At 31.9% G+C, this 13,160-nt stretch carries 11 protein-coding genes; all 11 read left to right on the forward strand.

The window, feature by feature from the left end; translation table 11 throughout:
• Nucleotides 1-897 (forward strand): sterol desaturase family protein, encoded by an 897-nt coding sequence (locus tag C8N26_RS03145; protein ID WP_051435861.1) that lies wholly within the window; start codon nucleotides 1-3, stop codon nucleotides 895-897.
• Between the two features lies 1 nt (nucleotide 898).
• On the forward strand, nucleotides 899-1,231 hold the full coding sequence (locus C8N26_RS03150; RefSeq protein WP_120185967.1) for a 2Fe-2S iron-sulfur cluster-binding family protein: 333 nt from the start codon (nucleotides 899-901) through the stop codon (nucleotides 1,229-1,231).
• A 204-nt stretch (nucleotides 1,232-1,435) separates the two neighbouring features.
• A complete protein-coding gene (locus C8N26_RS03155) occupies nucleotides 1,436-2,593 on the forward strand; it encodes a homogentisate 1,2-dioxygenase (protein ID WP_120185968.1) in 1,158 nt (385 codons plus the stop codon).
• An 84-nt stretch (nucleotides 2,594-2,677) separates the two neighbouring features.
• Nucleotides 2,678-3,838, forward strand: a complete 1,161-nt coding sequence (gene hppD / locus C8N26_RS03160) for a 4-hydroxyphenylpyruvate dioxygenase (protein WP_028891719.1) — start codon at nucleotides 2,678-2,680, stop codon at nucleotides 3,836-3,838.
• 170 nt (nucleotides 3,839-4,008) lie between these two features.
• The gene (locus C8N26_RS03165) at nucleotides 4,009-4,926 is read left to right on the forward strand and encodes a tryptophan 2,3-dioxygenase family protein (RefSeq protein ID WP_028891720.1); all 918 of its coding nucleotides are present in this window, start codon (nucleotides 4,009-4,011) and stop codon (nucleotides 4,924-4,926) included.
• Between the two features lie 101 nt (nucleotides 4,927-5,027).
• Nucleotides 5,028-5,804 carry a DUF3108 domain-containing protein gene (locus C8N26_RS03170; RefSeq protein ID WP_120185969.1) on the forward strand — a complete coding sequence of 259 codons (777 nt, stop codon included), beginning with the start codon at nucleotides 5,028-5,030 and terminating at the stop codon, nucleotides 5,802-5,804.
• 97 nt (nucleotides 5,805-5,901) lie between these two features.
• Nucleotides 5,902-7,182, forward strand: a complete 1,281-nt coding sequence (locus C8N26_RS03175; RefSeq protein WP_211327780.1) for a peptidoglycan DD-metalloendopeptidase family protein — start codon at nucleotides 5,902-5,904, stop codon at nucleotides 7,180-7,182.
• A gap of 2 nt (nucleotides 7,183-7,184) precedes the next feature.
• Nucleotides 7,185-8,756, forward strand: a complete 1,572-nt coding sequence (gene pgi, locus C8N26_RS03180) for a glucose-6-phosphate isomerase (RefSeq protein ID WP_120185970.1) — start codon at nucleotides 7,185-7,187, stop codon at nucleotides 8,754-8,756.
• A 217-nt stretch (nucleotides 8,757-8,973) separates the two neighbouring features.
• Nucleotides 8,974-11,748: a TonB-dependent receptor gene (locus tag C8N26_RS03185; protein ID WP_120185971.1), complete on the forward strand. Its 2,775-nt coding sequence runs from the start codon at nucleotides 8,974-8,976 to the stop codon at nucleotides 11,746-11,748.
• A 100-nt stretch (nucleotides 11,749-11,848) separates the two neighbouring features.
• Complete coding sequence (locus C8N26_RS03190; protein ID WP_120186089.1) at nucleotides 11,849-12,271, forward strand: hypothetical protein; 423 nt, start codon at nucleotides 11,849-11,851, stop codon at nucleotides 12,269-12,271.
• 140 nt (nucleotides 12,272-12,411) lie between these two features.
• Complete coding sequence (locus C8N26_RS03195; protein WP_120185972.1) at nucleotides 12,412-13,140, forward strand: lysophospholipid acyltransferase family protein; 729 nt, start codon at nucleotides 12,412-12,414, stop codon at nucleotides 13,138-13,140.
• The last annotated feature ends 20 nt before the right edge of the window (nucleotides 13,141-13,160 follow it).

A 13,160-nucleotide genomic window follows, 5' to 3' on the forward strand; every position in this document is an offset into this window, starting at 1 on the left:
TTGACACTAACAGAATACATACAACAGCTATCAGAAGACAAATTATTGTACTTTGCCTTACCTGTATTTTTCATTTCTATGTTCGTGGAATACCGAATAGCAAAAGAAAAATACCATGGTAAAGATACTGGAGTATCAATGTTGATGATGGTGTTTTCTGCAATTGTTGAATTTATCCCAAAAATTTTAGCTTTTGTAGCTTTTTTCTATTTATATGAAATCAGTCCGTTAAAAGGTGTTGTACAACGCCAATGGTGGGCGTGGATTTTATTATTACTTGCCGATGATTTTGCCTATTACTGGTTTCACCGATTAAATCATGAAGTACGTTTGTTCTGGGCAGGTCATGTACCACATCATTCATCGGTACATATGAATTTAGGAACAGCACTGCGTCAAGGCGTGGGTGAACGTATTCATAAATTTTTCTTTTGGATGTGGATTCCGTTATTAGGATTTGATCCTTTAATGATGTTTACCATGATGGGAATCAGTTTAATTTATCAGTTTTTTGTGCATACAGAATTGGTTGACAAGCTACCAAAACCAATTGAATTTATTTTTAATACACCATCACATCACCGAGTGCACCACGCATCTAATATTCGTTACTTAGATTGTAATCATGCAGGAATTTTAATTATTTGGGATCGTATGTTTGGTACTTTTTCTGAAGAATTAAAAGAAGTTGATAAACCTGTATATGGATTAACCGTAAACATTGAAACGTTTAATCCAGTAAAAGTGGCAACCCATGAATATGCCGCAATTTGGAATGATGTAAAAAGAGCAGATAAATGGAGTGATAAACTCAATTATATATTCAATTCACCAGGTTGGACACATGATGGAGAAGATAAAAGAGCAAAAACACTTCGAAAAAAAATGAACTTGTAAAATGGAACAAGATATTACGATAAAAATTACCGACCGTGATGGAGTAACGCACGAGGTACAAGCACCAACAGATATGGCTATGAACTTAATGGAAGTAGTTCGCTCGTACGAATTAGCTCCTGAAGGAACCATTGGTATTTGTGGAGGAATGGCAATGTGTGCATCATGTCAATGCTATGTAAAATCAGATCACGAATTGCCAGAAATGGGAGATGATGAAGAAGCAATGTTAGCAGAGGCTTTTTATGTAGAAGACAATAGCCGATTGGGTTGTCAAATACAAATGACACCAGATTTAGATGGTTTAGAAGTAGAATTAGCTCCTGAGAGTTAGTATTTCAGCCTTACTTTTCTTATATTTGTTGGGCAACAACTAAATCTCTAAAAATAAATGTATTGGCTAGGTCTTTTAGCTCATTTAAAGTTTATGATAAAGCGCAATCCAGAGTGATTGTTTTAATGTAATTATTACACAATTGCTGAATGCGACAATTTATTAGTTGTTGCGTTATTACATTAACCTATTAAATTAGAACATATGCCTTTTTATCATAAATTAGGAAAAATTCCACATAAACGACATATACAGTTTCGTAAGGAAGACGGAAGTTTATATTACGAACAATTATTTGGTACGATTGGTTTTGACGGAATGTCTACCAACAGTTATCATGAATACAGACCAACAATGGTCAAAGAAATTCGCAAGCAATACTCTATTGCGCCTAAAGTAGCAAAAGAAAACAATATTCAATCGTATCGCTTCAGAGGATTTCAAGTTCCACCAGAAAATGACTACTTAAAAAGTAGAAAAGTAGTTCTTACCAATTCTGATTGTAATATCATTTTATCGGCCCCAAAAGAATCTACTAAAGATTATTTTTATAAGAATACTGATGCTGATGAGGTAATTTTCATCCATAAAGGAACGGGGAAATTACGTACAATGTTAGGTAATTTAGATTTCAAATACGGAGATTACTTAGTAATTCCTCGTGGAGTAATTTATAAATTGGATTTTGATACAGAAGATAACAGGTTATTTATCGTTGAATCTTATCGTCCGGTATATACTCCAAAAAGATACCGTAACTGGTTTGGTCAATTATTAGAACATTCACCATTTTGTGAGCGTGATATTCGCAGACCAGAAGAGTTAGAAACTCATAACGAAAAAGGCGATTTTGTTATCAATGTAAAAAAACAAGATGAAATTATTGAAATGGTATATGCAACACATCCTTTTGATGTTGTTGGATACGATGGATATAACTACCCATATGCATTTTCAATTCATGATTTTGAACCAATAACAGGACGTATACACCAACCGCCACCAGTACATCAAACGTTTGAAACAGATGCTTTTGTAATTTGTAGTTTTGTGCCAAGGTTATACGATTATCATCCACAAGCTATTCCAGCACCATACAACCACAGTAATATTGATTCTGATGAAGTGTTATATTATGTTGATGGAGACTTTATGAGTAGAAACGATATTGCTCCAGGACACATTTCGTTACACCCAGCAGGAATTCCTCACGGACCACATCCAGGAGCTGCTGAAAGAAGTATAGGTGAAACTGTAACTGAAGAACTAGCAGTAATGGTTGACACTTTTAAGCCATTAAAAGTAACCGAAGAAGCTATGAAAATAGCAGATGAAGATTATTACAAATCTTGGTTAGAATAGTTCAAAGTATCAATGTGATAATTTGAAAATGTGTTTATTCAATTTTCAAATTAACTAATTATTAATTTTTCAAAATAGAGAAACATGTCAAAAGAAATAAAATCAGTAAACTACGGTTTAGAAAAAATATTTGAAGGAGCACAAGACTTCTTACCACTTTTAGGAACAGATTATGTAGAGTTTTATGTAGGAAATGCAAAACAAGCAGCACATTTTTATAAAACAGCATTCGGATTTCAATCGTTGGCGTATAAAGGACTTGAAACCGGTTCAAAAGAAGAAGTAAGTTATGTATTAGTACAGGATAAAATCCGATTAGTACTAACTACACCTTTAAACAGTAAGTCACCAATTAATGAGCATATTGTAAAACATGGTGATGGAGTTAAAGTAGTAGCGCTTTGGGTTGAAGATGCAAGAAAAGCTTACGAAGAAACAACTTCAAGAGGAGCAAAATCATATATGGAACCAACTGTTGAAACAGATGAGCACGGAGAAGTTGTAAGAGCGGGAATTTACACTTATGGAGAAACAGTTCATATGTTTGTAGAGCGTAAAAATTACAACGGAACATTTTTACCAGGTTTCCAAAAATGGGAATCAGATTATAATCCACCAACAGCAGGATTAAAATATATCGATCATATGGTTGGTAATGTAGGTTGGAATCAAATGGATGTTTGGGTAAAATGGTATGAAGATGTAATGGGATTTGAAAACTTTTTATCATTTGATGATAAACAAATTCATACTGAATATTCTGCTTTAATGAGTAAAGTTATGTCTAACGGAAACGGAAGGATCAAATTCCCAATTAACGAGCCAGCTGAAGGAAAAAAACGTTCTCAAATTGAAGAATATTTAGATTTTTATGAAGGAGCAGGAGTGCAACACATTGCTGTTGCTACTGATGATATTATAAAAACAGTAAGTCAATTAAGATCTCAAGGAGTAGAATTTTTATCAACTCCACCAGAAGAATATTACAAAGCAGTTCCTGGAAGATTGGAAGAGTTTAGTCATGAATTAAGAGAAGATATAGAAAAGCTAAAATCATTAGGAATTATGATTGATGCTGATGAAGAAGGGTACTTATTACAAATTTTTACAAAACCAGTAGAAGATCGTCCTACGTTGTTCTTTGAAATTATTCAACGTATGGGAGCTCGTGGTTTCGGAGCAGGAAACTTTAAAGCGTTGTTCGAATCAATCGAAAGAGAGCAAGAATTAAGAGGAACGTTATAAAATAGTAGTTATAAGAAAAGCAAATTAAAAACCGAGATTCAAGACAATTAATGCCTTGTTTCTTGGTTTTGTTTTATACGATGGACAGGTATTTACATATAAAATCTCCTTTCTCATAAGTTTACTTTGTTGTAAAGTGAATTTAAATTAATTATAAAAGAATATCCAAAATGAGTAAAGAAGAAATATTAAAAGCAATAGAAGAAAAATACGATAAGTTAGGTGTTCCTGTTGAAGCAATGCTAGAAGGATTACTTTGGAGTGAACCAATAACTTATTGGGATTATATACAAACAGATGCATTATTAGGACTACAAATTCCAAGAACAACATTACCTGATGAAATGGTTTTTATCATGTATCATCAAGTAAATGAATTGTTGTTTAAAATGATTTTGTGGGAAATTGACCAAGTGGCAAAAACAGAAGAAATTACAGCAGAAAAGTTTTCAAAACACTTAATGCGTATCAGTCGTTATTTCGATATGTTATGTAGTTCGTTTACGGTTATGGGTGATGGTATGGATGTAGAACAATACTTAAAGTTCCGAAATACGCTAACACCTGCAAGTGGTTTTCAAAGTGCACAATATCGTAAGATCGAATTTGCTTCTACTGATCTTATCAATTTGATAGATGCTCGTTATAGAGACACGATTGATAGAAATTCATCATTTAAAAATGCTTATGATCACTTGTATTGGCAAGCAGCAGGAAAGAACTATACAACAGGTCAAAAAACAACTTTATTAAATTTGTTTGAGAAAAAGTATATGGGTGAATTTATAGATTTTATGGAAGACTATAATGATTGTAACCTTTCAAAAAAATTCAAACAACTACCTGATGATGTTCAAGAAAATGAAGAGCTAATCAAAGCAATGCGTCATTACGATTATACCGTAAATGTAAAATGGGTAATGGCTCATTACAATGCAGCCGGTAAATATCTTGGAGGTGAAGAGGGTGATGTAGAAGCTACTGGTGGTAGTAACTGGCGTAAATATTTACATCCTAAATATCAGAGAAGAATTTTTTTCCCATACCTATGGAGTGAAGAAGAATTAAAAAACTGGGGTACTTTTTAACCAGAATAACAATAAAATAAAAGCTGTTTAATGTTCTATTAAACAGCTTTTTTGATTTTTGGAATAGTAATTGTTTATCAAATTTCATAAGTTTGAACATTATGAGAAAAAGAATATTATTTTTTACGTTTTTGATTATCGCACAAAGTTTTTTTGCGCAAGAAAACCCAACAGCATATAAAAGTGGTGAATGGCTTAGATTTGATATGAGTTATAGTGGGTTTTTAAAAGCAGGAACAGCTGTTTTACAATTAAAAGAGAAGAACTTAAACAATAAAAAGGTGCTTCATGCTGTAGGAACAGGTAAAACAACGGGCGTTATTAGTTGGTTTTTTAAGGTGGAAGACAAGTATGAAAGTTATTTTGGAATTGATAAAGTTCAACCTTATTTATTTAAAAGAAAAATAGATGAAGGAGGGCATAAAAAGAATCGTCATATAACTTTTAATCACAAAAAAAATACGGCTTACGTTCAAGATTTTTTGAAACAAAAAGATACATTGATTTCAGTAAAATCTCCTCAAGATATGATATCTACCTTTTATTTCTTAAGAAGTCATAATACAGAAAATATGAAAAAAGGAGAAGAAATTAAGCTTGATATGTTTTTTGATAATAAAAGCTATCCATTCAAATTACGATTTTTAGGGCACGAAACAGTTAAAACAAAGTTTGGTAAAGTAAAAACCCAAAAGTTCAGACCCTTAGTTCAGGCAGGTAGAGTATTTAAAGAAAAAGAGAGTGTAACTATATGGATTTCAGCAGACGATAATAAAATACCTATAAAAATGAGGGCTTCCTTAGCTGTTGGATCTTTACGTGCTGATTTAGATGCTTATAAAGGTTTGGCAAACCCTTTTGAAATTGTTGTAGATTAAAAAAGTAATATATGCTGTTTATGAATTGTTAAAGTGTAAGAAAAAATACTATTTATTTGTACTTTTGCGCATAAACTCAAATTTAAAGCAGCTTTTTTTGAAAAAAATAATCATTCCATTTATTATCACGCTTCTTCTATTTTCTTGTAAAGAAGAAAAGAAAGTCGTTATACCAGAACCAGTTGAAATAAAAGAACCAGAACCAGTTATAGCTTATGGTTTTAATTTAGATAATTTTACTGTTATTAACGATACGATTAAGGAAGGTGAGAGTTTTGGAGTAATTATGGATAGACATCGTGTGATTTATCCGAAGATAAATGAAATAGCTACAAAAATTAAAGATACTTTTGATGTAAGACGAGTTCGATCAGGAAGAGCATACACAATTTTAGCATCTAAAGATACCTTAGAACAAGCCAAAGTTTTTATTTATAAACACAACAGAGTAGAAGCTACAATCATTGATTTTAAAGATTCTATAATTTCTGCATATAAATACAGAAAGAAAATTAAAACAGTTGAGAAAGAAATAGCAGGTGAAATTTATTCAAATCTTTCGGTTACGATGGATAGTTTACAATTAAAACCAACACTTACGAATACGGTTGCAGATATTTATGCATGGACATTAGACTTCTATCGATTACAAAGAGGAGATAAGTTCAAATTGATTTATGAAGAAAAATTTATAAATGATACTGTTTTTGTAGGTTATGGAGAAGTAAAAGCAGCTGTTTTTAGTCATGGAGGAGAGGATTTGTATGCCTATAAGTTTATAGCAGATTCAATTAAGAAAATCCCTGAGTATTATGATCAAGATGGAAATATGTTGCGTCGAGCTTTTTTAAAATCTCCAATTAAATTTCAATACCGAATTTCTTCACGTTATAATTTAAGAAGAAGAATTAAGTTATATGGTAATAAAGTAAGAGCTCACAAAGGAACTGATTTTGCAGCTAGATATGGAACAGAAATTATGACCACAGCTAGTGGAACAGTTGTAGAGTCTGCTAGGAGAGGGGGTAATGGAAACTATGTTAAAATAAAACATAATAGTACCTATACAACGCAATATTTGCACATGAAAAGACGTAATGTGCGCGTTGGAGATTACGTAAAACAAGGAGATATAATAGGTTGGGTAGGTATGACAGGAAATACGAGTGGCCCGCATGTATGTTATCGTTTCTGGAAAAATGGTAGACAAGTAGATCCGTTTAGGGAAAAGCTTCCTTCGGCTGAACCTTTAGCCGCAGAGATAAAACCTACTTATTTTGAGTTTATAAAACCACTGAAGAGACAATTAGACAGTATACAATTTCCTCAACCAGAACCTCTTTCATTTAAAGAAAAAGAAATATTAGCTACGAATTAACTATGCCTTTACTAAATATAAAGCCAACTGAAACTGTTGCTTGGGAAAAACTAACAAAACATTTTCAGCAAGCAAAAGAGTATGAGTTGAAAGAATTGTTTCTTAAAAACAAGGACAGAAAAGAAGAGTTTTCTATTTCTATAGATGAATTGCAAGTTGATTTTTCTAAAAATAGAATTACTAAGGAAACGATAGAATTATTGGTTTCATTGGCTAAAGAAGTAGAGTTAAAAGATGCCATAGAAAAATATTTTTCAGGAGATAAAATTAACGTTACTGAAAATAGAGCGGTGTTACATACAGCTTTAAGAAGTAGTTCTGATACTCCAGTTTTAGTAGAAGAAAAAGATGTAAAGCCTAAAATACAAACGGCTTTACGTAAAATGAAAGCCTTTAGTAATAAGGTTATTTCAGGAAAATGGAAAGGTTTTACAGGAAAACCTATTACAGATATTGTTAATATTGGTGTTGGTGGTTCTGATTTAGGACCTAACATGGTGGTAGATGCACTTCAATTTTATAAAAATAGGTTAAACACACACTTTGTATCTAATATTGATGGTGATCATGTAGCAGAAGTTTTAAAAAAAGTAAATCCTGAAACTACTTTATTTATAGTTGTTTCAAAAAGTTTTACAACTCAAGAAACTATAAATAATGCAAATACAATACGAGATTGGTTTTTAAAATCAGCCACAGTTTTTGATATTTCTAAACACTTTGTAGCTGTATCATGTAATATGAAAGCTGTTGATAGTTTTGGAATAGACAAGAAAAATGTATTTCCGATGTGGGATTGGGTTGGAGGTAGATTTTCTCTGTGGTCTGCTGTAGGTTTGTCAATTTGCTTATCTATTGGTTTTGATAATTTTAAAGAATTATTAAAAGGAGCAGAAACCGTAGACGAACATTTTAGAATAACTGATTTTGATAAAAATATTCCAGTTTTACTAGCTTTGCTAAGTATTTGGTATAATAATTTTTTTGACGCTGAAACAGAATTAGTACTTCCTTATAGTCAATATTTAGTAAAATTTCCAGAGCACTTGCAACAAGCTATAATGGAAAGCAATGGTAAAAATGTTGACAGAAATGGAGAAGAGGTTGATTACCAAACAGGAACTATTATTTGGGGAGGAACAGGAGTAAATTCTCAACATGCGTTCATGCAGTTACTACATCATGGTACGAAATTAATTCCAGCAGACTTTATAGGTTTTAGAGAACCATTATATGATTTAGAAGATCATCATGAGAAATTGATGGCAAATTATTTTGCTCAACAAGATGCGTTAGCATTCGGAAGAACAAAAGAAGAAGCTCATTTAGAGTTGAAATTAAATAATCAAACAAATCAAATAAATAAGCTTTTACCATATAAAGTTTTTAAAGGAAACCACCCAAGTAACTCTATTTTATTCAATAAGTTATCTCCGTATACTTTGGGAATGTTATTAGCTATTTATGAACATAAAATTTTTACTCAAGGAGTAATATGGAATATCTTTTCATATGATCAGTTTGGAGTGGAATTAGGAAAAGAATTAGCTCAAAAGAACCTAACCAACGATTAAACTTCAATCAATCGTATTCGTTTTTATTTCTTTAACTTATAGTTAGATTTTGTTAACAACTCTTTTAAGGTGTAATTAACTGTTAATCAGTTTCGTTTTGTGTTTTTATTAAATTGTAATGTCTTAATTTCTTGTTAAAACTTAACATTAAGTTAATACTAGACATGTGTAAAAGCAGGATATTTGCACCTGCATTTAATAACAATTAGATTAAAAAATGAAAACATTTAAAAATGTATTACTTGTAGCACTGTTTTTTGCAACAGCTACGGTTTTAGGTCAAACAAAACTTACTGGTAAAGTAGTTGACGAAATGGGGGAACCATTACCAGGGGCTAACGTTGTAGTTAAAGGAACTACAAACGGATCAGCTACTGATTTTGATGGAAAATTTATACTAAACGCTAGCTCAAACACAGGAGCAGTAGTAGTATCGTTTGTTGGGTATACTAACAAAGAAGTATCTTTTTCTGGAACTTCTGATTTAGGAACTATTGCTTTACAGCCATCTAATACTTTAGATGAAATTGTAATTGTTGGTAAAGGAGTTATTGATTTAGTACAAGAAAGAAAAACGCCTGTAGCTGCGTCCACTATTAGAGCTTCAGAAATTCAAGCAAAATTAGGAAATCAAGAATTTCCAGAAATTTTAAATACTACACCTTCTGTTTATGCAACAAAAACTGGAGGAGGTTATGGAGATGGAACATTAAGAGTACGAGGTTTTGGTCAAGTAAATACAGCTGTAATAATTAATGGTCAGCCAGTAAACGATATGGAAAACGGTAGTGTTTATTGGTCAAATTGGCAAGGTTTATCAGATGTAGCTTCAGGGATTCAAATTCAAAGAGGTTTAGGAGCTTCTAAATTAGCTGTTCCTTCTGTTGGAGGTACTATGACAATTGTAACAAAATCAACAGATAATAATGAAGGAGGAGCTTTAGCTTCTAGCTTTGGAAATGACGGATATTATAAAACAACTTTATCATACAACACAGGTGTTAATGAAAAAGGTTGGGCTACTAGCGTTTTAATAGGAAGGTGGCAAGGAGACGGATATGTTGATGGAACAGAAGGAGAAGGATATACATATTTATTTTCTTTAGGTTACAAGCCATCTGAACAACATGCTTTTAATTTTACTTTTACAGGAGCTGCTCAATGGCATAATCAAAGATCAACAAGTTTATCCATAAGAGATTTTATGAATTATGGAGGAAAAGATTTTAGAAGGTTTAATGCAGATTGGGGTACTTTGAATGGTGAAGAGTATTCTTTCAGAAGAAATTTTTATAACAAACCAATAGCTACTTTAAACTGGGATTGGAATATTAATGATAATTTATCGTTATCAACTTCTGTTTATGGTTCTTGGGGACGTGGTGGAGGAACTGGATCAAGAGGTTCAAACTTTGGAATTAACCCATTTAGAAAAGACCTAACAGAAGCAATTGCTGATGGTAACTTACCATATAGAAAAACTGATGGGACTATTGATTTTGACGCTGTTGTTGCTAATAACAGAGCAGGTAATCCATATACTGGTGATACAGGAAGAGGAGCGTACCAAGGATTAATTATAGGTTCAAATGGTTATAGTGAAGATGGAGTAAATAGTAATGTTGCTATTAGAAGAGCTTCGATGAACTCTCATAACTGGTACGGAGCAATATCTAATTTAAAATACGAATTAAATGACTGGACTTTTGGTTTAGGTGTTGATGTAAGATCATATGAAGGATTCCATTATAGAGTATTGAATGACTTATTAGGATTAGATGGTTACTATAGTACAGGAAATAAAAACTTAGATACAGGGGTTATTCAAACAGAAACTATTAAAGCTTCACCATTTAATGACTCTGGTTTGGGAGGAGCTAAAATTGATTATTACAACGTAGGAGAAGTGAATTGGTATGGAGCTAATGGTTTAGTAGAGTATGATAATAATGATAACTTATCTGCCGTAGTACAATTTGGTTTATCAAAACAAACTTATACACGAATTGATTATTTTGATCAAATTAATAATGTAGTAAGTGATACAGAATCTAAAACAGGAGGATATGTAAAAGGAGGTTTAAACTATAACATTAATGATGCTCATAACGTATTTTTTAATTCAGGTTTAATTAAAAGACAACCTTTCTTTGATGCTGTTTTTCCTAATTTTTCTAACAATATTAACGAAGATGCAGAAAACGAGACTATCACTTCTTTTGAGTTAGGTTACGGCTTTAAATCTGAGTTTATTGATGTTAATTTAAACTTATATAACACTACTTGGGCAGATCGTTTTATCTCGAGAACAATTAGAGGAACAGATGCAGTAGATGATGGAACAGCAACTTTTAGCGGGCTTAAACAAGTTCATTCTGGTATAGAGTTAGAGTATACTATTAGACCTTTTGATAGAATGAGATTAAAAGGTATGGTTAGTGTGGGTAATTGGGAATATAAAGATGATGTAACGGCTAGTGTGTTTGATAGTAGTCAAACATTAGTAGACTCAGCTACTTTATATATAGACGGGACAAAAGTTGGAGATGCAGCACAAACAACAGCTACATTAGGTTTAAATTATGATATTACGAGTAATTTTGATTTTAGTGCAGACTGGAGATACGCAGCACAATTGTACTCTGACTTCTCTTTTCAATTAGACACAAGAAATTGGGCTAACGATGCAGCATTTTTATCACCAAATAATAGAGGCGCTTTAGAGTTACCTAGTTATAACTTATTTGATATAGGTGCAGGTTATAAACTAAACTTTGATAATGATAGTAGTTTAAGTTTTAGAGTTAATGTTAATAATTTATTTGATACAGAGTATATAGCGGAAGCTAGTTCAAGTATTTATACAGATGATACAGATCCACAAGTAAATCCAGTAACAACTGTGAGTACTTATAAAGGGATTGATACTAGAAACCAAGTTTGGTTTGGTTTTGGTAGAACTTGGAACTTATCATTAAAGTATCAGTTCTAAATTACAAATTAAAAATAATTTTAAAAACCACCTCATTAGAGGTGGTTTTTTTATGCAGAAAATTCAGTATTTTTACACAGACAAAACTTAAAAAATCATGATGAAAACATTACACTCTTATTGGGCATACGTTGTATTAGCAGTTTTAATATTTACGGTTGTAAATGCTATTATAGGATTAGTACAAAAAAAAGAATTTACCCATAAAGAGTTTCGATTAGGGTTATTCACGTTAATAACAGCTCATATTCAATTATTAATTGGTTTAGGATGGTATTTTATGTCTCCTTGGTATAAAGCTTTAAAAGCTAATGGAGGCGAAGTAATGAAAGAGTCAGCGGCAAGATTACTAGCTGTGGAGCATCCATTAATGATGATTATTGCTATTGTGTTAATTACAATTGGATGGTCTAAACACAAAAAACAAGTAAAAAGTGAAGCTAAGTTTAAAACCTTTGCTATCTTTTACGGATTAGCTTTACTACTAATTCTCTCAAGAATTCCTTGGAGCAACTGGTTTTAAGATAAAATTATAGTCCCGCTTCCGCGGGATTTTCTATTTTTGCGCACTAGTAAAGTTTTAAGAATGAAATCGGTATGTTTTCTAAATAACATTTTACTCTTAAAAAACAAAACTAGCAAACAACAAAACAACTAAATAGAATGAAGATTTTAAGTTATATCCTCTCATCAATCTTTGCATTGGTGTTTTTTTCTTTATTATTAATTTTCCATCCAATACAATGGATCGGATTAAAACTTTTTGGTCAAGAAGGGCACCAAAACGTAGTAAATTTCATGAATTGGTTTCTTGTTAAATCATTATTGATTTTAGGAATTCGAGTTCAATTTGAAAACAAACACAACTTACCAGAAAATACAACCTTAATTTTTGTAGCAAATCATCAAAGTACATTTGATATTCCGCCAATTATTTGGTATCTTAGAAGACACTACCCAAAATTTGTATCAAAAAAAGAGTTAGGAAAAGGAATTCCTAGCATTTCCTTCAATTTAAAATACGGAGGAGCTGCTTTAATTGATAGAAAAGACCCAAAACAAGCCTTATCTGAATTAGGAAAGTTTGCTAAGAGAATTAATGAAAATAACTGGTCTGCAGCTATTTTTCCAGAAGGAACTAGAAGTAGAACAGGAAAACCAAAGGCATTCTCTGTAAACGGGCTTAAAATGATTGTCAAATACAATCCAGAAGCTTATGTGGTACCTTTATCAATTAATAATTCTTGGAAAGTATTTAAATACGGAAAATTTCCGTTAGGAATAGGAAGTCCTATAAAGATCCAAACTCACGAACCTATAAAAGTAAATAGTTTACCGTTTGATGAGTTAATAGCAAAAACAGAAGCAGCTGTAAAGTCTGCCATATACTAAACAAAACAAACAACAATAAA

It is taken from the genome of Tenacibaculum lutimaris (assembly GCF_003610735.1).
In the GTDB taxonomy this organism is placed as follows: domain Bacteria; phylum Bacteroidota; class Bacteroidia; order Flavobacteriales; family Flavobacteriaceae; genus Polaribacter; species Polaribacter lutimaris.

Coding starts and splice junctions, on each gene's coding strand:
- C8N26_RS03150 (WP_120185967.1), top strand. CDS start 899: ATGGAACAAGATATTACGATAAAAATTACCGACCGTGATGGAGTAACG.
- C8N26_RS03155 (WP_120185968.1), top strand. CDS start 1,436: ATGCCTTTTTATCATAAATTAGGAAAAATTCCACATAAACGACATATA.
- hppD (WP_028891719.1), top strand. CDS start 2,678: ATGTCAAAAGAAATAAAATCAGTAAACTACGGTTTAGAAAAAATATTT.
- C8N26_RS03165 (WP_028891720.1), top strand. CDS start 4,009: ATGAGTAAAGAAGAAATATTAAAAGCAATAGAAGAAAAATACGATAAG.
- C8N26_RS03170 (WP_120185969.1), top strand. CDS start 5,028: ATGAGAAAAAGAATATTATTTTTTACGTTTTTGATTATCGCACAAAGT.
- pgi (WP_120185970.1), top strand. CDS start 7,185: ATGCCTTTACTAAATATAAAGCCAACTGAAACTGTTGCTTGGGAAAAA.
- C8N26_RS03185 (WP_120185971.1), top strand. CDS start 8,974: ATGAAAACATTTAAAAATGTATTACTTGTAGCACTGTTTTTTGCAACA.
- C8N26_RS03190 (WP_120186089.1), top strand. CDS start 11,849: ATGAAAACATTACACTCTTATTGGGCATACGTTGTATTAGCAGTTTTA.
- C8N26_RS03195 (WP_120185972.1), top strand. CDS start 12,412: ATGAAGATTTTAAGTTATATCCTCTCATCAATCTTTGCATTGGTGTTT.